Below are 19,366 nucleotides of genomic sequence, written 5' to 3'. Positions count from 1 at the left end.
CTTTTCCTTACAGGACCAGTGGTTGATCGCCGCGGCGTGCTCCCCTAGACGCTCCCCAAACCCCTCCCCCGAAGGACCCGGATATGGCGAAGATCAAGGTAAAGAATCCGATCGTGGAGATCGATGGCGACGAGATGACCCGGATCATCTGGGAATGGATCCGCGAGCGCCTGATCAAGCCGTATCTCGACATCCAGCTCGATTATTACGATCTCGGCGTCGAGCATCGCGACGCGACCGACGACCAGGTGACGATCGACAGCGCGCTCGCCACGCAGAAGCACGGCGTCGCGGTGAAGTGCGCGACGATCACGCCCGACGAGCAGCGCGTGACCGAGTTCGGCCTGAAGAAGATGTGGAAGTCGCCCAACGGCACGATCCGCAACATCCTCGGCGGCACCATCTTCCGCGAGCCGATCGTGATCAAGAACGTGCCCCGCCTGATCCCGGGCTGGACGCACCCGATCGTCGTCGGCCGCCACGCGTTCGGCGATCAGTACCGCGCAACCGACTATCTGGTCCCCGGCCCGGGCAAGCTGCGCCTCGTCTTCGAAGGCGACGACGGCACGGTCATCGACCGCGAAGTGTTCCAGTTCCCGTCGGCGGGCGTCGCGATGGCGATGTACAACCTCGACGATTCGATCCGCGATTTCGCCCGCGCCTCGATGCACTACGGCCTCAACCTAAAGTGGCCGGTGTATTTGTCGACCAAGAACACGATCCTCAAGGCCTATGACGGCCGCTTCAAGGACCTCTTCGCCGAGGTGTTCGAGGCCGAGTTCAAGGACAAGTTCAAGGAAGCCGGCATCGTCTACGAGCATCGCCTGATCGACGACATGGTGGCCTCTGCACTGAAGTGGAACGGCGAGTTCGTCTGGGCCTGCAAGAACTATGACGGCGACGTCCAGTCGGACCAGGTCGCACAGGGCTTCGGATCGCTCGGCCTGATGACCTCGATCCTGCTGACCCCGGACGGCAAGACCGTCGAGGCCGAGGCGGCGCACGGCACCGTCACGCGGCACTTTCGCATGCACGAGCAGGGCAAGGCGACCTCGACCAACCCGATCGCGTCGATCTTCGCGTGGACCGGTGGCCTGAAGTATCGCGGCAAGTTCGACGATACGCCAGACGTCACGAAGTTCGCCGAGACGCTCGAGCGCGTCTGCGTCCAGACGGTTGAGAACGGCCACATGACCAAGGATCTCGCGATCCTGATCGGCCCGGACCAGCCCTGGATGACGACAGAGCAGTTCTTCGAGCAGGTGCGCGCGAACCTCGAGACCGAAATGGCCAACTGGGCCTGATCGCACTGCCCCGCTCCCCCTGAAGGGGGCGGGGCCTTATCCCTCCCGTCATCCTGACGAAATTCAGGACCCAGGGTTACAGACGCTGACGTTTTTGGCTCTGGATCCTGACTTTCGTCAGGATGACGGAGGGAAATACACCTCTTTCCGCTGCCGATTGCGGCAGCACGTCACCACGGGTGACAAATCCGTCATGCGTCCCCTAAGGTCGCACGCATGGCATTACGGCTCGACAATCAAGGTTTCAGCGACACGCTCGTCATCCTCGGCGCGGCGGGCCTCGTCATTCCCGCGTTCGCGCGGTTCCGGGTCAGTCCGGTCATCGGTTTCATCCTGGTCGGGCTGCTCGTTGGCCCGGCCGGCTTGGGCTCGCTTACCGGCTCTGCGCCGTGGTTGTATTACCTGACCATCTCGAATCCGGAATCGATCGAGCCATTCGCCGAGTTCGGAATCATCCTGCTGCTGTTCTCGATCGGCCTGGAACTGTCGTTCAAACGCTTGTGGTCGATGAAGCGCCTGGTGTTCGGCACCGGCGCCGCCGAATTGATCGGCTCCGCACTGATCATCGGCGTGGCGCTTCATTTCATCGGCCAGGAATGGGCCGGCGCGATCGGGCTCGGGTTCGCGCTCGCCCTATCGTCCACAGCGCTGGTCCTGCCGCTTGTCGGCACCACCGGCGCGGTCGGGCGCGGCGCGTTCGCTATGCTGTTGTTCGAGGATCTGGCGCTCGTCCCGATCATCTTCGTACTCGGCGCGCTGGCCCCGACCGCGAGCGCGGACGGCTGGTCGAACATCGCCGGCGTCGCGTTGCGCGGCGGGCTGACGGTGGTCGCGATGTATGTCGGCGGACGACTCGTCCTGCCCCGCCTGTTCGGACAAGCCGCACGGACCAAGAGCCCAGAACTCTTCCTCGCCGCGTCGCTGTTGGTAGTGATCGTCGCCAGCGTCGCGACCACCGCCGCCGGGTTGTCACCGATCGTCGGCGCGCTGTTGGCGGGACTGCTGATCGCCGAGACCGAGTATCATAGCGAGGTCGAGGTCATCACTGCGCCGTTCAAGGGGCTCGCGCTTGGCGTGTTCCTGATCACCGTCGGCATGAGCCTCGACCTCCGGTTGATCGCACAGAACTGGCCATCGCTGCTGCTCGCGGTGACCGGCGTGGTCGCGACCAAGGCGATCGTGACGTTCCTGTTCCTGCGCGTCGCCAACTCTCGGCGCGGCGTTGCAGCGGAAACCGGCCTGCTGATGGGCAGTCCGTCCGAGACGACGCTGATCGTCCTGGCCACCGCCGCACAGGCACAGCTGATCCTGCCGTCGACTGCGTCGTTCTGGCAGACGGTCACCGCGATCGGGCTGACGATCACGCCGCTGCTGGCAAAACTGGGCCGCACCGTCTCTCGCCAACTGGAGAGCCGATCGGGTGCCGATGCAGGCGATATCGAGATCGACGAGGACGGGCCGGGAACGGTCGTGATCGGCTTTGGCCGGGTGGGCCGGATGGTGGCGGACATGCTCGCGGTCCATGGGCAGAAATACGTCGCGGTCGAGGCGGACATCGACTCGGTCGAAGCCGCGCGCGCCCAAGGCCATCCGGTACTGTTCGGCGATGTGGCGCGTCCGGAACTGGTGGACCGGCTGAAACTGCATACCGCCAAGGCGCTGATCCTGACGATGGATGATCCGGTGTTGACGGTGCGGCTGGCGCGGCGGGTGCGGGCTTTGGCGCCGGATCTGCCGATCGTGGCTCGCGCGCGCGATACGGCGCATGCGGCCGAGCTGTACCGGGCGGGCGTGACGGATGCGGTGCCGGAGACTTTGGAGAGTTCGCTGCAGTTGGCGGAGGCGGTGCTCGTCGATCTCGGGGTAGCGATGGGGCCCGTCATCGCCTCGATCCATGAGAAGCGCGACGAGCTTCGTCAGGAGATCAAGGCGGCCGCCGACATGATCGCCGAGCCGCGAATCAGGAAGGCCAAGCGAACACCCCGCGCGGTGTAGCGGTGTAAGTGCCGACCGAGACTCACTGTACCTGGTTATCAAAAGACGACCGTCAGCGGATCGATCAGGCGGCGGCCAGCGCGAAATCCTTGAAGCGTTCGCGGAGGGCGGTTTTCAGGAGTTTGCCGGTCGCGGTGTGCGGCAGGTCGTCGACGAAGACGATCGCGTCGGGGAGCCACCATTTGGCGACGTGCTTGGCCAAATGATCGAGAATCGCCTGTTCGGTCACCTCGCTGCCGGGCTTGCGGACGACTAGCAGCAGCGGGCGCTCGTCCCATTTGGGGTGGTAGACGCCGATTGCCGCCGCTTCCGCGACTCCTGGGCAGCCGACAGCGGCGTTCTCTAGGTCGACCGAGCTGATCCATTCGCCGCCAGACTTGATGACATCCTTCGAGCGGTCGGTGATCTGCATCGTGCCGTCGGCGTGGAGCATCGCGACGTCGCCGGTGTCGAACCAGCCGTCCGCATCGACCGCGTCCTCGTCCGCGCCGAAATAGCGTTGGACCACCCATGGGCCGCGGACCTGGAGGCGACCGGCGACCTTGCCGTCCCGGGCTAGCACCGTGCCGTCGTCGTCGATGATGCGGAGTTCTATGCCGAAGGGGACGCTGCCCTGCTTACCGACGAGGTCGAGCTTTTCGTCGTGACTCATGTCGTCCCAGTGCGGCGGATTGAAGCCGGCGGTACCGATCGGCGAGGTCTCGGTCATGCCCCAGAGGTGCTTGACGGTGGCGCCCATGCCCATGATCCGCTCGATCATCGCGCGGGGGGCTGCCGAGCCGCCGATCGTCACCTGCTTGAGGTGGCGCGGCGCGTCGCCGGTCGCGTCCATGTGGCCGAACATCGCGAGCCACACCGTGGGGACGCCGGCGGAGTGCGTGACCTTCTCGTCGTTCATCAGCCGACACAGCACGGCAGGGTCGTTGACCGCGGAATAGACGACTTTTGCGCCCGACAGCGCGCAGGCGAACGGCAGGCCCCAGGCGGCGGCGTGGAACATCGGGACCACCGGCAGCACGACCGCGTTCGGCGAGAGATCGAACACCCACGGCGCGACCTCGGCCATAGCGTGGATCAGCGTCGAACGGTGCGTGTAGAGCACGCCCTTCGGATTGCCGATGGTGCCGCTGGTGTAGCAGAGCATGCACGGCTCGCGCTCGGCACCCTCGACCCATTCGTAATCGCCGTCCTCGGCGTCGAGCAGCGCCTGGAAACCATCGGGGCCGAGATCGTCGAAGCAGATGTAGTGGCGCACGCTGGTCCACTGGCTGCGGAGGCGATCGACGAGTGGCCGGAACGCTTTGTCGTAGAGCATCACGCGGTCTTCGGCGTGGTTGGCGATGTAGACGAGCTGCTCGTCGAACAGCCGCGGGTTGATCGTGTGGATCACGCCGCCCATGCCAATCGTGCCGTACCAGGCGACGAGGTGGTGCGCGTGGTTCATCGCCAGCGTCGCGACCCGGTCACCGGGGGCTACGCCTAGCTTTTCGAGGGCTTGGGCGAGCTTGCGGGCGTCGCGCGCGATACCGGCCCAGTTGGTGCGTGTCTCGCGGCCGTCGGCCCAGTAGCTGACGAGTTCCCTTGCCCCGTGCTCCCTCGCCGCGTGGTCGATCAGGCGGGGAACACGAAGCTCGAAATCCTGCATTCCACCCAGCATTCTCGCTCTCCCAAGCTGTTATCCGACCAGAGCGAGCCTCGTTTCCGAGGTCTTCATCTCCACCTTGGCGACACCGTGCAACGACTCGATGTGCTCGACAAGCTCTCCGTCGAGCAGGAAGTCACGACCCAGCAGGATGCAGACCTCGCCGTCGGGCAGTTCCGCACGCACGCGAACCTCGCCGCGCGCGCCGCGATGTTCGGCAAGCAGCGAGGCGAGGCCGGCGAACGCGGTCATGTCGGAGATCGTCACGACCACTTGGAAGCGCGCGAGGTTGGCGAGACCCTCGAACGGCTGGATGCGCTTGATGCTGACGCGCGGCGTGTCCTCGCCGGGCTTGCGGTCGAGTTCGACGGTGATGAGGCCACAGCCGCCGGCCTTCGCCGCCTCTTCGAGATCGCGCGAGACCTGTTCGTCGAAGCAGGTCGCCATGAATTGGCCGCTGGCGTCGGAGCATTGCGCCATCATGAAGCGCTTGCCGCGTGCGGAGGTGCGATAGCGCGCATCCTCGACCAGCACCGCCATCGTCGCGCCGGCGCGGCTGCCGTCGTCGGGGATGTTGAGCTCCGACAGCGCGGTGTAGGCGCGGGCGCCGTGGCTGTTGGCGATGTGGCGGTGGCGATCGACCGGGTGCGCGGAGAAATAGAAGCCGAACGCCTCCTTCTCCTGGTCCATGCGCTGGCTGAGCGTCCAGCGGACCGAGGGAGGGAGCTTGATCGCGTCGCCGGCGGGTTCGGCGTCACCGAACAGGCCGCCCTGCCCGCTGGTCTTCTGTTCGTGCGTACGCGCGGCGATCGCGAGAATCGTCTCGGCGGTAGCGTGGATGCCGGCGCGGTTCGGGTCGAGGCCGTCGAACGCGCCGGCGGCGGCGAGCGTTTCGAGCTGGCGCTTGTTGAGGAGGCGCGGGTCGACGCGCTTGGCGAGGTCGTCGAGGCCGGCGAACGGGCCGTTCTGGACTCGCTCGACGATGAGCTTCTCCATCGCGCCTTCGCCGACGCTTTTAAGGGCACCGAGTGCGTAACGCACCGCAAGGTTGTTTCCCCGCGAAGGCGGGGACCCAGTCTGGGCACCCGCCTTCGCGGGTGAACATTCTGCTAGTGGAGCGTCAGCATCCGTCAGGACCTCGACGTCGAACTCGGCCTGGCTCGCGTTGATGCAGGGCGGCAATGCGGTGATCCCGAGACGGCGCATGTCATCGGTGAAGATCGCGAGCTTGTCGGTCTGGTGAAGATCGTAGCACATCGAGGCGGCGAAGAATTCATGCGGGTGGTGCGCCTTCAGCCACGCGGTCTGGTACGCGAGCAGCGCGTAGGCGGCGGCGTGGCTCTTGTTGAAGCCGTAGCCGGCGAACTTGTCGATCAAGTCGAACAGCGCGTTCGCCTCGGCCTTCTTGATGCCGTTGACGCTCAGGCACCCCTCGACGAAGCCCGCGCGCTGCGCGTCCATCTCGGCCTTCACCTTCTTGCCCATCGCGCGACGCAGCAGATCGGCGCCACCGAGCGAGAAGCCGGCGAGCACCTGCGCTGCTTGCATGACCTGCTCCTGGTAGACGAAGATCCCGTAGGTCTCCGACAGGATCGGTTCGAGCAGCGGGTGCGGATAGTCGATCGCCTCGGTGCCGTTCTTGCGGCGGCCGAACGACGGGATGTTGTCCATCGGGCCCGGTCGATACAACGACACGAGCGCGATGATGTCGCCGAAATTGGACGGGCGCACGGCCGACAGCGTGCGGCGCATGCCCTCCGACTCGAGCTGGAACACGCCGACGGTGTCGCCCTTTTGCAGCAGCGCGTAGACGCCGGCGTCATCCCATTCGAGCGCATCGAGATCGACCGTTAGGCCGCGCTTGGCGAGCAGTTGCACCGCCTTCTGGAGCACCGACAGCGTCTTCAGCCCGAGAAAATCGAACTTTACCAAGCCGGCACCCTCGACATATTTCATGTCGAACTGGGTGACGGGCATGTCGGAGCGCGGGTCGCGATACAACGGAACGAGCTGCGCCAAGGGCCGGTCGCCGATCACGACGCCGGCGGCGTGCGTCGACGAGTGGCGCGGCAGGCCCTCCAGCTTCATCGCCAGATCGAGCAGCTTCCGCACGCCGTTGTCGTTGGCGTATTCCTTGGCCAGCTCGCCGACGCCGTTCAGCGCGCGCTCCAGCGTCCAGGGGTCGGTCGGGTGGTTCGGCACCAGTTTCGCGAGACGATCGATCTGGCCGTAGCTCATCTGCAGCACGCGGCCGGTGTCCTTGAGCACCGCGCGCGCCTTCAGCTTCCCGAAGGTGATGATCTGCGCGACCTGATCGCGGCCGTATTTCTCCTGGACGTAGCGGATCACCTCGACGCGCCTAGTTTCGCAGAAATCGATGTCGAAATCGGGCATCGACACACGTTCTGGGTTCAGGAAACGCTCGAACAGCAAGCCCAATTTGATCGGATCCAAGTCCGTAATCGTCAGCGACCAGGCGACGACCGAGCCTGCGCCTGAGCCGCGGCCCGGACCGACCGGAATGTCGTGATCCTTCGCCCATTTGATGAAGTCCGCGACGATCAGGAAATAGCCGGGGAAGCCCATCTGGACGATCACGTCGACCTCGAACGCGAGCCGCTCGCGGTACACGTCGCGCCAGCCGTCCTCGCCCTCACCGTGGAGTTCGGTGATGCGGGCGAGGCGTGCTTCGAGGCCGGCTTCGGCATCGTCGCGGAGAAGTTTCGCCTCGCCCTCGATATCGCCGGCGAGACTGGGGAGGATCGGTTTGCGGTACGGCGCCATCACCGCGCAGCGCTGTGCGACGACGAGCGTGTTGGCGATCGCCTCGGGCAGGTCGGCGAACATCTCGTGCATCACCGGCGCGGGCTTCATCCAGGCTTCGGGGCAGCTGCGGATGCGGTCCTCGGTCTCGACATAGGTCGAGTGCGCGATGCAGAGCATGGCGTCGTGCGCGTCGCCGAACGCGCTTTCGGTGAAGCAGCACGGGTTGGTCGCGACGAGCGGCAAGTTGCGCTCGTAGGCGATATCTATGAGGTCGGTTTCGGCCGCCGTCTCGATCGCGTCGTTGCGGCGCGAGAGCTCGATGTAAAGGCGGTCGCCGAACAGGCCTTGGAGGCGATCGAGATAGGCGCGGGCGCGGGCGGGCTGGCCTTCCGCGAACAGCCGGGCGAGACCGCCTTCGCCGCCGGCGGTCAGAGCCAGCAGGCCGTCGGTGTGCCGTTCGAGCGCGGCGAAATCGACATGCGCGGGCATCTCGATCGGGCGGTCGAGATGCGCCATCGAGACGAGTGCGCAGAGGTTGTCGTAGCCCTTCATGTCCTGCGCGTAGAGCGCAATCCAGTCGAACGGGGTGGCGACGCCGTCGGGCATGTCGGGGCGGCTGACGCCGAGCATCACGCCGATGATCGGCTGGACGCCGTCCTTCTTGGCCGCGTCCGAGTACGCCATCGCCGCGTAGAGCCCGTTGCGATCGGTCAGCGCGGCGGCGGGGAAGCCCAGTGCGCGTGCCTGCTTGGCGATCGCTTTCGGATCGATGGCGCCGTCGAGCATGGTGTAGCAGGAGAAAACGCGAAGGGGGACGTAACCGGAATGCATCGACCGGAGGTAGGCGCTGTGGCGTGATTCGACCAGCGGGGATGAGTCCGATCGGAACTGTGGACACGACGAGCCGTTGCGGCGGGGACTTCTGGGAGCATTCTACATGACCGATCCACGCGGGCACTTTGCCGATACTGAAACCACGGCTGCGGGTACGCCTCGTGCGGGGGCCGGCTGGGGGTGGATACTGGCCTATGGCGTGCTGTCGGTGGTGCTCGGGATCATGGCCTTCGCTTCGCCGTTTTCCGCGACCTATGCCGCGACTTTGGTGATCGGGGCGTTCTTCATCGCGGCCGGAATCGTGTCGATCGTGTCGGGGTTTGCCGGCAAGGGGCATGAAGGGCGCGGCTATGCGATCGGGTTCGGGTTGGTGTCGCTGGTGATCGGGCTGATCATGGCGTTCGAGCCTGCGACGGGCGCGATCTCGCTCACGTTGCTGATTGCGGTTTGGCTTGGTGTGCGTGGCGCGTTGGAGATCGGGCTTGGGGCGCGGTTTCGGCGCGGCCAGGGGTTGATGATTGCGCTGGGGGTGGTGAACATCGTGCTGGCGGTGATCGTGCTGGCGACGTTGCCTTGGTCGGCGTTGACGTTGCCGGGGTATGTGCTGGGGATTAGCTTCTTGTTTGGTGGGGTGGCTTCGGTGCCTTCTGCGCTGGCGCACAAGAAGGGCGCGCCAGCTTTCTCGGTGACCGCCTGACTTTCCCCGCGAGCTGCTTGTTCTCCCGCGAAGGCGGGAGTCCAGTCTGGGCCCCCGCCTTCGCGGGAGAACACGCTTACTCTTGCTGTCCGCAGCATCCCCCCAAAAAATAGGCCCACTCCCCCGGCGAAGGCCGGGGCCCAGTTGGGGGACGTCGCTAACTGCGGTCACCGCTCCGTTACTGCGACCTTTCCAACTGGGCCCCGGCCTTCGCCGGGGTGGCGGCCGATGTGCGGGGTGTAGCTGAGGCGTTACAGCAGCTTCTCGATATCCTTACGGATGTCCTCTGGCTTGGTCGTCGGAGCGTAGCGATCGAGGACGGTGCCATCCCGCCCGATGAGGAACTTGGTAAAGTTCCACTTGATCGCCTTCGACCCCAGCACGCCCGGCGCCTCCGACTTCAATCGCTCGAACAGCGGATCCGCCCCTGCCCCGTTGACGTCGATCTTGGCAAACACCGGGAACGTCACGTCGTAGGTCAACGTGCAAAAATTGGCGATCTCCGCCGCATCCCCCGGCTCCTGTCCGCCGAACTGGTTGCACGGGAACGCGAGCACTTCGAACCCGCGCTCCGCATAGTCGCGATGGAGTGCTTCGAGTCCGTCATATTGCGGGGTGAATCCGCATTTCGACGCCGTGTTGACGATCAGCAGCACCTTGCCGCGATAGGGTTCGAGCGAAGCCGCGCTGCCGTCTGCGCTCTTCACGGTGAAGTCGGTGATCGCGGTCATGGGCGGTCCTCGTTGCGGGCGAGCAGATACGCCAGGTTCTGACGCACGCCGGGCCATTCGTGGCGGAGGATGCTGTAGACGACGGTGTCGCGCAAGCGGCCATCGGCCATGACTTGGTGCCCGCGCAGCACGCCGTCGCGCTTGGCGCCGAGGCGTTCGATCGCGCGTTGGGAGTTCTTGTTGAGCGAGTCGGTGCGGATCTGGACGCACTCGCAGCCGAGTGCATCGAAGGCGTGGGTCAGCAGCATGAGCTTGGCTGCGGTGTTGACGCCGGTGCGCTGGACGGACTTGGCGTAAAAGGTGCCGCCGATTTCGAGTCGCTTGTGCGCCGCGTTCATCCGCATGAACCGCGTGGTGCCGACGACAATCCCGGCGGCCTCTACCGCGAACAACCGCGCACGGCCGAAGTCCTGCTCGCGCAACGCTGCCGCGAGCCAGCGGTCGGGCGCCTTCATCATCGCGACGTTGGCGTAGAACGTGTCCCACAAATTGTCCGCCGACGCGGCCGCGACCAGCGCGTCCATGTCGTCGGCAACGAGCGGTCGGAGCGTGACGTGACGCCCGGTCAGCGTCGGCGTCTCGCCCCAGGTCACGCCAGCCGCCCTTCGTGCAGCCGCAGCACGCGGTCCATGCGGGCCGCGAGCCGTTCGTTATGCGTCGCGACGACGGCAGCTGTGCCCTGTTCGCGGACCAGCCGGATGAACTCGGCGAAGACGATGTCGGCGGTGTGTTCGTCGAGGTTGCCGGTCGGCTCGTCGGCCAGCACCAGCGCAGGCTTGTTGGCGAGCGCACGGGCGACCGCGACGCGCTGTTGCTCGCCGCCGGAGAGCTGGCTTGGGCGGTGCGTCAGGCGGTGGCCGAGACCGAGTTGAGTCAGCAATTCCGCTGCCCGCCGGTCCGCCTCGACCCGCGTGGCGCCGTGGACGAGCTGCGGGAGGACGACGTTCTCGGTCGCGTTGAAGTCCGGCAGGAGGTGATGGAACTGGTAGACGAAGCCGAGGCTGTCACGGCGCACCACGGTCCGCTCGTGCGCGTTGAGCTTGGCCGCCTCGGTGCCGGCGATCCTGATCGATCCCTGGAAACCGCCTTCGAGCAGGCCCACGGCCTGCAACAGAGTCGACTTGCCCGAGCCCGACGGCCCGAGCAGCGCGACGATCTCGCCCGGTGCGATCGCGAGGTCGACGCCGCGCAACACGTCGATGGTCGCACCACCCTGCGTGAAGCTCTTGGTCAGTCCGCTGGTCTGGAGGACATAATCGTCGAACTTCTCGATCTGGCGATCGATTTTGAGGCCTTCATTCATAACGCAGCACCTGCACGGGGTCGGTACTCGCCGCTTTCCAGGCCGGATAGAGCGTTGCGAGGAAGCTGAAGACGAGCGCCATCAGCGCGATCACGACGATCTCGACGGGGTCGGTCTTCGACGGGAGTTCGGTCAGGTAGCGGATCGACGGATCCCACAGGTTCTGGCCGGTGACGAGCTGGACGAAGTTCACCACCCCCTGTCGGTAGAACAGGAAGATGAAGCCGAGCACGAGGCCAGCGACCGTCCCGAGCGCCCCGATGGTGGTGCCGACGACGATGAAGATCCGCATCATCGAGCCACGCGTCGCGCCCATCGTCCGCAGGATCGCGATGTCGCGGGTCTTGGCGCGAACCAGCATGATCAGCGACGACAGGATGTTGAACACCGCGACCAGGATGATGATCGAAAGCACGGTGAACATCGCGACGCGCTCGACCGCGAGCGCCTCGAACAGCTGCGCGTTCATCGTCCGCCAGTCCTGGATCACCGCCTGCCCGCCGATCTTGTCCGCGAGCGGCTTGAGGATCTCGCCGACCTTGTCCGCATCGACCGTCTTCAGCTCGACCATGCCGGCGGCATCGCCCATCAGGAGAAGCGTCTGCGCATCCTCGATCGGCATGATGATGTACGCCTTGTCGTAGTCGTAGACGCCGATCTCGAAGATCGCGCCGACCGTGTAGCTGACGATCCGCGGGACGGTGCCGAACGGCGTGGTCTGGCCTTGCGGGCTGAACAGCGAAATCTCCGAGCCGACCTGCGCGCCGAGCGATTCGGCGAGCCGCGAACCGATCGCGATCCGGCCGGACCCTTGCGTGATCGACTGGAGCGAGCCCATCACGACCTTGTTGCTGATCGTCGAATTGCGGCGGATGTCGTCGACGCGCATGCCGCGCACCAGCACCGCCTCGGCGCGGCCGTTATAGGTGGCGGCGAGCGGCTGCTCGATCAGCGGCAGCGCGCTGGTGACGCCCGGCGTCTTCTGCGCCTGCGCGACGATCTCGCGCCAGTCGGGAAGCCGGTTGCCGACGCCCTGTACCACCGCATGACCGTTGAGCCCGACGATCTTGTCGAACAGCTCGGCGCGGAAGCCGTTCATCACGCTCATCACGATCACCAGCGCGGCGACGCCGAGCATGACCGCGACCAGGCTGATCGAGGCGACGAGGAAGATGAACGCCTCGCCCTTGCCCGGCAGCAGATAGCGGCGGGCTATCATCCGTTCGTAGCGGGACAGGATCATGGGCAGCCGGGTTCGATCGTTAAGGAAACAGTCCTGCGGCTCTAGGACGCGGCCCCGCGCGAGGCAACACGCGCGAGATGGGCGCGAGTTGGAGGGGAGCGGAGATCGCAGCGTCATGGCTATGCTCTCGCCGATGGCTAGATTGGTATGTTGCGTAATCGCCACAGGGCGTATTCAATCGTGCCGCAGCACGCGCAAACACCGTGACAAATCCCGGCAACATAACTAGCAAAAACCTCGCTGAGACACAGGCAACGGCCGTGGTTCGGGGACTGCTTTTACGCCGCACGCAAGTGCAGAGCGGAAGCACAAAAATGGGGGCTGACGAGCGATCGTCACGCAGGCGCCCGGATCGGCAACGGTCCGGGCGTTTGCTTGTCCGCCGTAGTTGGTTGCTGCATCTATACTTCGTTATACTTGGCGGATCCGTAACCTGGCGGTGCCTGCTGCGCCGTTCATGCATCGATGACGACAGACAGGCGCATTGCACTTGGTCGGAAGTTCGCGCGCGCCAGACGGACGAGAGAGGTCACGCTCACGCGTGTCACGCCCTCCCCCTCCGTCGCCTTAGGCGCCACCCATCCCCGGCGGGGGAGGATTTAATCACGCCCCCCGCCGACATGGGATCAGCCGTCGAGCCAAGGTCGCTCCGATGTCAGCGCGATGTCAGCGCTGCGCCGATGCGATCGCCTGCCCCGTCAGCGCGCCTTGCTCGAACGTCGCTGGCGCGGGCTGGGCCATGGCGGGCGCCATGTCGGGACGGACCTGCGTCGCCGCGACCTGCTGCCATGGCTGGACCGCGAACCGTAGATCTTCCGCGAGATAGGCGCGAACGACGGTGCCCGGCGGCAATTGCGCGCTCGTGCCGTGCACGAGAAAGCCCAGCACCGACGCAAACATGATCGTCGCGACCGAGGTGATCGTTCCGCTGGTCCCCTCGTCGTTCGCCTGACCGCTCAACCGGACCGGACCGTTGGGCGTATCGATATAGAGGAGCCGAATCTCCAGCTTGCCCTTCTTGCCGAAATGCCCGTTGCGCTGCACCGATGCGACTTCGGCAACTGCGACCGACCCTGCGGGGATCACGACTTGGCCGCGATATGACAGGCTCTCCGCCACCTCGAGATAGAGTCGGTCGCCCGGCGCGTTCATCTTGGTCGACACCTGCGTGCGCGACCGGAGCGTCAGCGGCGTCCCCATCGGGAAATACGACATCAACGCCGAACTCGCGGCCGTCGTCACCGGCGCTGGCCAATAGGCAAAATTCTGTGCGCCGGCAGATCCCGAACTCGCGAGCAGCGCGGTCCCTGCCATGACGCCTGCCTTTACGCCCGCCTGTACCATCGTCTTCATCACGCTTCCCCCGTTACTGTGGGGCAGGCGCTACGACCCATTCGTGTCGAACCGCCGAAAGAGCAGAGTTTCCGCAGCTTTAACCACGCGGCCCTAGCCACGCGAAGCGCGAGTTCATGCGCGGACATGGGGCCCCAGTAAGGCCGATGTATCCAGCGATGTCAGCAAATAATGGCGGAGAGGGTGGGATTCGAACCCACGGTACCCTCGCGGGTACGCCGCATTTCGAGTGCGGTACATTCGACCACTCTGCCACCTCTCCGCAGGTCATCCAAGGCGCTGCGAACAGTCCCTCCGATCGGTCGAAGCGCGGCCTCTAATGAAGTGCCCCTGGGTACGCAAGCGGATTTCGAGCTTGCGGGCACCATCCGGCGCGTTTTCCTTGTGCGGCGCAAAACAGCCCCTAAATTGGCTAATATGCCCCGACACGACAGTATCGCTCACGACATCACCAGCCCGCTTATCCCCGTCGAGGTGGTCGCACCGCCGATCTCGCACGCGAATTTCTCGATCGGCGACGTCGTGCGGCACCGGCTGTTCGATTTTCGCGGGGTGATCTTCGATGTGGATCCCGTCTTCGCGAACAGCGACGAATGGTATGCGGCAATCCCCGAGGACATTCGTCCGCGCAAGGACCAGCCGTTCTACCATCTGCTCGCCGAGAACATGGAGTCGAGCTACGTCGCCTATGTCAGCCAGCAGAACCTGGTACCGGACGATAGCGACGAGCCAGTCGATCATCCGGCGATCTCGGGGTTGTTCAGCGACTATGCGGACGGCCGGTACGCGCTGCGGCAGGTTCACCGGCACTAAGGCGAATCGCGCCTTCGTCTAAAGACGCTTGTTCTCCCGCGAAGGTGGGAGTCCGGTCCGGGTCCCCGCTTTCGCGGAGAAACAATCTTGCGACGGTGCGGTAGACGGCACCATGCTCTCCATCTTTACCACCCTCCCGCGCCCCTTCGCGGTTGACAACTCTGCCCCCCTCCCTTAGCTGCCCGGCTTCTCCCGGCGGACCTTGCGTTCGTGGGGCACATGTATTTGGAAAGTGACAAGGGCCATGTTCGCAGTCGTGCGCACGGGCGGCAAGCAGTATCGCGTCGCCGCCGGAGATAAGATCGTCATCGAGAAGATCGAGGGCGATGCAGGTGCGTCGGTGACGCTGGGTGACGTTCTGCTGGCGGGCGAAGGCTCGGAGCTGCGGTCCGTCGAGGGCTTCGTCGTCGCTGCAGAGATCATCGCGCAGGCGAAGGCGGACAAGGTCATCGTCTTCAAGAAGCGTCGTCGTCATAACTATCGTCGCAAGAACGGCCATCGCCAGCAGCACACGATCCTGAAGATCGTCAGCGTTGGTGGCCAGACCGCCAAAAGCAACGAGGGCGACACCGCCCCGGCCGCTCAGGCATAAGGAGTAGCTTCAGATGGCACATAAGAAAGCAGGCGGCTCTTCGCGCAACGGTCGCGATTCGGCCGGTCGTCGTCTCGGCGTTAAGAAGTTCGGTGGCCAGGCGTGCGTCGCCGGCAACATCCTCGTGCGTCAGCGCGGGACGAAGTTCTACCCGGGCACGAACGTCGGCATCGGTACCGACCATACGCTGTTCGCGCTGGTCGATGGCCGCGTCGTGTTCAGCCAGGGCAAACTTGGTCGCAAGTTCTGCTCGGTCGAGCTGGCAGCGAACGACACGGCAGAGATGCCGGTAGCAGCCGAATAACATCGGGTAACCATCCGGGTTGCCCACCAGGGTGACCCGGGTCGCGAAAGCGAACCTGAACAAGGGAGACGGGTCACCCCGGCTCCCTTTTTTATTGCTCCCTCCACGCGGCTGTCGCGGTCCCGTCATCCCGACGTGGCATGCGCGCAGCCAATGACGCGATAGGAGAGAGCCGTGTTCGCGCGCACCAAGAGACTGACGTTGCGGCCGGGTTGGCCGGAAGATGCGCCCGCATTGGCGCGGGCGATCGGCCATGAGTCGGTGGTCGCCAAGCTGGCGCGGGCGCCCTGGCCATACGCGCTGGGCGACGCGGAGGCGTTTCTGGCGCAGCCGCGTGGGCCGCACGACCCACATTTCATGATCGAGACGATGGAAGCAGGCGCGCCGCGACTCGTCGGCGGGATCGGTATCCGCGCGGCGGATGCAGGGCATGAGCTCGGCTATTGGCTGGCGCCGGACGCCTGGGGTCGCGGTTATGCGACCGAGGCTGGCGAAGCGGTGGTGGCGATGGCGCGGCATGCGCTGGGCCTGCGCCGGCTGGATGCGTTTCATTTCGTGGATAACCCGGCGTCGGGGCGCGTGTTGGCGAAGCTCGGGTTTCGGCCGACCGGGCGGGTCGAGGCGCGGACGTCGCGCGGGCGGGGTGGCGAGGCGCCGGCGGTGATGTTCGAGCTGGATCTGGATGACGACCGATGTGCGCCGATGCCTTTGGCGGCGTGATTTGGCCGCCGTTTCTACAAGCTGAGCACCACCCCGGCGAAGGTCGGGCCCCAGTTGGGGAGCATCGCTAACGGAGGACATCGCTCCGTTACTGCGACCTTTCCAACTGGGCCCCGGCCTTCGCCGGGGTGGCGTCTTTGCTATGGTTGATACTTTGCACAAGTCGGCCATCACTACCCGTTCCCCCGCGAAGGCGGGGGTCCAGGAGTCACGGGCGGTGTCGTTTGGTATCCTGGGCTCCCGCCTTCGCGGGAGAACTAGGAGGGGAGGTGGAAGCCGGGAGCCCGAGGCTCAGGCTACCGCCACCACCCGCTTCGCCACCGGCAGCACCGCCGCCTCATACTCGCTCTCGGCCAGCCCGATCAGCGCGCGGTCGTCGTGCTTCCACGGATGGAACCCCGGCAGGAAATACGCCGCCCAGACGCCCGCGACTTTCCGCGCCATCCCCGGATTGCCGAACGCGTACCACGCCATCCGCGCCCACACGCGCGGTCCGGTCAGCCCGTCCTGCCGCAGCAATTCCGCCATGCCCCGCGCACGCCCGGCGAAGAAGCGCCACGTCGTGATCAGCATCACCTTCGACTTGATCCGCCACCGCAGCAGTCGTGGCCAGTCGCGTGTCGCGTGCAACCAGGTGTCGTAGGCGACGCCCTTGTGCTCGATCTCCTCGGCTGCGTGCCAGAGCCACAATGCTACCGCCTGTTCGTCGCCCCCCGCCAGGTGCTTCGGATTGGCGATCAGTTCGTGCGCCAGCATCGCGGTGAAATGCTCGAGCGCGGTGGTCGCGGCGAGGCTGGCGATCTCAGGCTTGTCCTTGGTGATCGCCAACTGCGCATCGACATCGGCCATCAACGGCGCGACGTCATAGCCCTGGTCGGTGACGTGGCGGTTGAAGGCGACGTGCTCGCGGGTGTGGATTACCTCCTGCTTGATGAAGGCGTTGATCTCGGCGTGGAGCTTCGGCGGCGTGCCCTCGCGAAACTTACGGACGCTGTCGACGAAATAGCCCTCGCCCTTGGGAAACGTCACCGACAGCGCGTTGTAAAACGCGGTCGCGACGGGATCGTCGTTCAGCCACCAGCGACGGATATCGGCGCCGCGGCCAAAGCGGCGGTCGCGCGGGGTGATCGTCAGATCGGCAGGCGTGGTTGCTTTCGCCACGGAAACCTCCACACAGGAATGAACACTCGTTACTTACATTGATGTAAATAGGTTTCCCGGTCCGTGACGTCAACACCGCGCAAGCGCCTATCCCCTACCGAATCGCGCGAAGCCGCCGTCGAGGCCGCGCGCGCGCTGCTCGTCGAGAGCGGCCCCAGCGCGGTCACGTTGAAGGCGGTTGCAGGTCGCGTCGGGCGTACGCACGCCAATCTGCTCCACCATTTCGGCTCGGCGGAGGCGCTGCATACCGCGTTGATCACGCGGATGGCGGCGGACATCGTCGGCACAATCGGCGCCGCGGTGCTGCGCGTGCGGGCGGGCGAGCTGGATCCGCGCGAGGTGGTGGAGATGACCTTCGACGCGTTCGGCAAAGGGGGCGCGGGCGCGCTGGCGAGCTGGATGATTTTGTCGGGCAACACCGATGCGCTCGACCCGATTCTCACCGCGATCCATGACTTGGTCGACGAGCTCGCGGAGGGCGACATGCCCGGCGACCAGCCGATCCAGGAACAGACTCTGACGCTGGTGCTGATGGCGCTCGGCGATGCGCTGATGGGGGCACCAATGGCGCGCGCGCTCGGGCTGCCGGTCGGCAAGGCACGCGAACTGGCGCTCGACGCACTGCTCGCGAGCAAGGACGCTGCCACCCCTCCTCGCTGCTGACACGCTCGAACCAGAGAGCAAATCGGGAGCCGAATCGCAGAGGGTGGCGATTTTCGCCAATTTCGCTATGGGGCGGCGATGCATTTTCTAGACCAAGCCAAGATCTACGTACGTTCGGGTGAGGGCGGCCCCGGTGCCGTCAGCTTCCGCCGCGAGAAATATATCGAATATGGCGGCCCCGACGGCGGCAATGGCGGCAAGGGCGGCGACATCGTGTTCGAATGCATCGCCGGCCTGAACACGCTGATCGACTTCCGCTACACGCAGCATTTCCGCGCGCCCCGCGGTTCGGGCGGATCGGGCTCGAACCGCACCGGCGCGGGCGGCAAGGACCTCGTCATCCGCGTTCCGCTCGGCACGCAGGTGCTGTCGGAGGACAAGGAAGAGGTGCTGATCGACTTCACCGAGGTCGGCCAGCGCGAAGTGCTGTTCCGTGGCGGCGACGGCGGGCGCGGCAATGCGAGCTACAAGACGTCGACCAACCGCACCCCGCGCCAGCACGGCACCGGCTGGCCGTTCGGCGAGGCGTGGGTCTGGCTGCGGCTCAAGCTGCTCGCCGATGCGGGCCTCGTGGGCTTGCCGAATGCGGGCAAGTCGACCTTCATCAACCAGGTGACGAACGCGCAGGCCAAGGTCGGCGAATACGCCTTCACTACGACGCGGCCTCAGCTGGGCGTGGTGCGCCACAAGCAGCGCGAGTTCGTGGTCGCGGATATTCCGGGGCTGATCCAGGGTGCTGCCGAAGGTGCGGGGATTGGCGATCGGTTCCTCGGGCATATCGAGCGGTGCCGGGTGCTGCTGCATCTGGTCGATGCGAACGACCGTGACGTGGCCGAATCGTACCGGATCGTGCGCGACGAGCTGGAGAATTACGGCGAGGGGCTCACCGACAAGAAGGTCATCGTCGCGCTGAACAAGATCGACATGCTCGATCCGGAGCTAATCGCGGCGTTGTCGGCGGAGTTGGCGGAAGCCAGCGGCGCCGAGGTGATGGCGATTTCGGGGGCTAGTGGCGCTGGTATCGAGGCGGTGCTGGACCAGCTGATCGAGGCAATCGGGCCGGCTCCGGGCGCGGCGAAGGAACTGGAAGAAGGCGAAGTGCCGGTCGCATGGTCGCCGCTTTAGGTGCCGTCTTAGCCCTCTCCCCTGCGGGGAGAGGGTTGGTTCCAGATTTCTCCCCTCCCGCTTGCGGGAGGGGTCGGGGGAGGGCTTTCTTGCCGACAGGTCACGCCCGCCCCTCCCCTA

Annotated in this window: 17 protein-coding genes and 1 tRNA gene; 9 read left to right on the top strand and 9 right to left on the bottom strand. The window is 65.4% G+C overall.

Annotated elements, in window-relative coordinates:
* The first annotated feature begins 83 nt into the window (after positions 1 to 83).
* Complete coding sequence (locus tag C8J46_RS09860; protein WP_132738123.1) at positions 84 to 1,304, top strand: NADP-dependent isocitrate dehydrogenase; 1,221 nt, start codon at positions 84 to 86, stop codon at positions 1,302 to 1,304.
* A 216-nt stretch (positions 1,305 to 1,520) separates the two neighbouring features.
* Positions 1,521 to 3,299 carry a cation:proton antiporter gene (locus tag C8J46_RS09855; protein WP_132738121.1) on the top strand — a complete coding sequence of 593 codons (1,779 nt, stop codon included), beginning with the start codon at positions 1,521 to 1,523 and terminating at the stop codon, positions 3,297 to 3,299.
* Between the two features lie 64 nt (positions 3,300 to 3,363).
* Here the strand turns inward: C8J46_RS09855 and C8J46_RS09850 are convergent, their stop codons facing one another.
* Positions 3,364 to 4,956: a long-chain fatty acid--CoA ligase gene (locus tag C8J46_RS09850; RefSeq protein WP_132738118.1), complete on the bottom strand. Its 1,593-nt coding sequence runs from the start codon at positions 4,954 to 4,956 to the stop codon at positions 3,364 to 3,366.
* An 18-nt stretch (positions 4,957 to 4,974) separates the two neighbouring features.
* Positions 4,975 to 8,538, bottom strand: a complete 3,564-nt coding sequence (gene dnaE / locus C8J46_RS09845; RefSeq protein ID WP_132738116.1) for a DNA polymerase III subunit alpha — start codon at positions 8,536 to 8,538, stop codon at positions 4,975 to 4,977.
* A gap of 106 nt (positions 8,539 to 8,644) precedes the next feature.
* Between dnaE and C8J46_RS09840 the strand changes: the two genes are divergently transcribed.
* Complete coding sequence (locus C8J46_RS09840; protein ID WP_132738113.1) at positions 8,645 to 9,238, top strand: HdeD family acid-resistance protein; 594 nt, start codon at positions 8,645 to 8,647, stop codon at positions 9,236 to 9,238.
* Positions 9,239 to 9,489: 251 nt separating this feature from the next.
* On the opposite strand, the gene C8J46_RS09835 is transcribed toward C8J46_RS09840, so the two are convergent.
* The 6 genes from C8J46_RS09835 to C8J46_RS09810 form a co-directional block, all read right to left on the bottom strand.
* Positions 9,490 to 9,969: a glutathione peroxidase gene (locus C8J46_RS09835; protein ID WP_132738111.1), complete on the bottom strand. Its 480-nt coding sequence runs from the start codon at positions 9,967 to 9,969 to the stop codon at positions 9,490 to 9,492.
* Positions 9,966 to 10,562: a GNAT family protein gene (locus C8J46_RS09830; RefSeq protein WP_132738109.1), complete on the bottom strand. Its 597-nt coding sequence runs from the start codon at positions 10,560 to 10,562 to the stop codon at positions 9,966 to 9,968. The genes C8J46_RS09835 and C8J46_RS09830 overlap by 4 nt, the downstream gene beginning before the upstream one ends.
* Positions 10,559 to 11,272 carry an ABC transporter ATP-binding protein gene (locus C8J46_RS09825; RefSeq protein ID WP_093399625.1) on the bottom strand — a complete coding sequence of 238 codons (714 nt, stop codon included), beginning with the start codon at positions 11,270 to 11,272 and terminating at the stop codon, positions 10,559 to 10,561. The genes C8J46_RS09830 and C8J46_RS09825 overlap by 4 nt, the downstream gene beginning before the upstream one ends.
* A complete protein-coding gene (locus C8J46_RS09820; RefSeq protein WP_132738106.1) occupies positions 11,265 to 12,515 on the bottom strand; it encodes a lipoprotein-releasing ABC transporter permease subunit in 1,251 nt (416 codons plus the stop codon). The genes C8J46_RS09825 and C8J46_RS09820 overlap by 8 nt, the downstream gene beginning before the upstream one ends.
* Positions 12,516 to 13,181: 666 nt before the next feature.
* On the bottom strand, positions 13,182 to 13,868 hold the full coding sequence (locus C8J46_RS09815) for a hypothetical protein (protein WP_132738104.1): 687 nt from the start codon (positions 13,866 to 13,868) through the stop codon (positions 13,182 to 13,184).
* A gap of 172 nt (positions 13,869 to 14,040) precedes the next feature.
* A tRNA-Ser gene (locus C8J46_RS09810) sits at positions 14,041 to 14,130 on the bottom strand.
* A gap of 155 nt (positions 14,131 to 14,285) precedes the next feature.
* On the opposite strand from C8J46_RS09810, the gene hspQ reads away from it, so the two are divergent.
* The 4 genes from hspQ to C8J46_RS09790 all read left to right on the top strand — a co-directional run bounded on the left by hspQ (position 14,286) and on the right by C8J46_RS09790 (position 16,297).
* Positions 14,286 to 14,681 carry a heat shock protein HspQ gene (gene hspQ, locus C8J46_RS09805; RefSeq protein ID WP_132738318.1) on the top strand — a complete coding sequence of 132 codons (396 nt, stop codon included), beginning with the start codon at positions 14,286 to 14,288 and terminating at the stop codon, positions 14,679 to 14,681.
* Positions 14,682 to 14,925: 244 nt separating this feature from the next.
* The gene (gene rplU / locus C8J46_RS09800) at positions 14,926 to 15,273 is read left to right on the top strand and encodes a 50S ribosomal protein L21 (RefSeq protein WP_107963253.1); all 348 of its coding nucleotides are present in this window, start codon (positions 14,926 to 14,928) and stop codon (positions 15,271 to 15,273) included.
* A gap of 13 nt (positions 15,274 to 15,286) precedes the next feature.
* On the top strand, positions 15,287 to 15,577 hold the full coding sequence (gene rpmA / locus C8J46_RS09795) for a 50S ribosomal protein L27 (RefSeq protein ID WP_132738101.1): 291 nt from the start codon (positions 15,287 to 15,289) through the stop codon (positions 15,575 to 15,577).
* Positions 15,578 to 15,751: 174 nt separating this feature from the next.
* Positions 15,752 to 16,297, top strand: a complete 546-nt coding sequence (locus tag C8J46_RS09790) for a GNAT family protein (RefSeq protein WP_243643300.1) — start codon at positions 15,752 to 15,754, stop codon at positions 16,295 to 16,297.
* A gap of 291 nt (positions 16,298 to 16,588) precedes the next feature.
* Here the strand turns inward: C8J46_RS09790 and C8J46_RS09785 are convergent, their stop codons facing one another.
* On the bottom strand, positions 16,589 to 17,458 hold the full coding sequence (locus tag C8J46_RS09785) for a metal-dependent hydrolase (RefSeq protein WP_132738099.1): 870 nt from the start codon (positions 17,456 to 17,458) through the stop codon (positions 16,589 to 16,591).
* Between the two features lie 63 nt (positions 17,459 to 17,521).
* On the opposite strand from C8J46_RS09785, the gene C8J46_RS09780 reads away from it, so the two are divergent.
* A complete protein-coding gene (locus C8J46_RS09780) occupies positions 17,522 to 18,121 on the top strand; it encodes a TetR/AcrR family transcriptional regulator (protein ID WP_132738097.1) in 600 nt (199 codons plus the stop codon).
* 78 nt (positions 18,122 to 18,199) lie between these two features.
* Positions 18,200 to 19,246, top strand: a complete 1,047-nt coding sequence (gene obgE / locus C8J46_RS09775) for a GTPase ObgE (protein WP_056055836.1) — start codon at positions 18,200 to 18,202, stop codon at positions 19,244 to 19,246.
* Positions 19,247 to 19,366: the final 120 nt, after the last annotated feature.

This window comes from Sphingomonas sp. PP-F2F-A104-K0414, from assembly GCF_004340945.1.
Classification (GTDB): Bacteria; Pseudomonadota; Alphaproteobacteria; order Sphingomonadales; family Sphingomonadaceae; genus Sphingomonas.
This window is presented reverse-complemented; position numbering and strand designations above follow the sequence as displayed.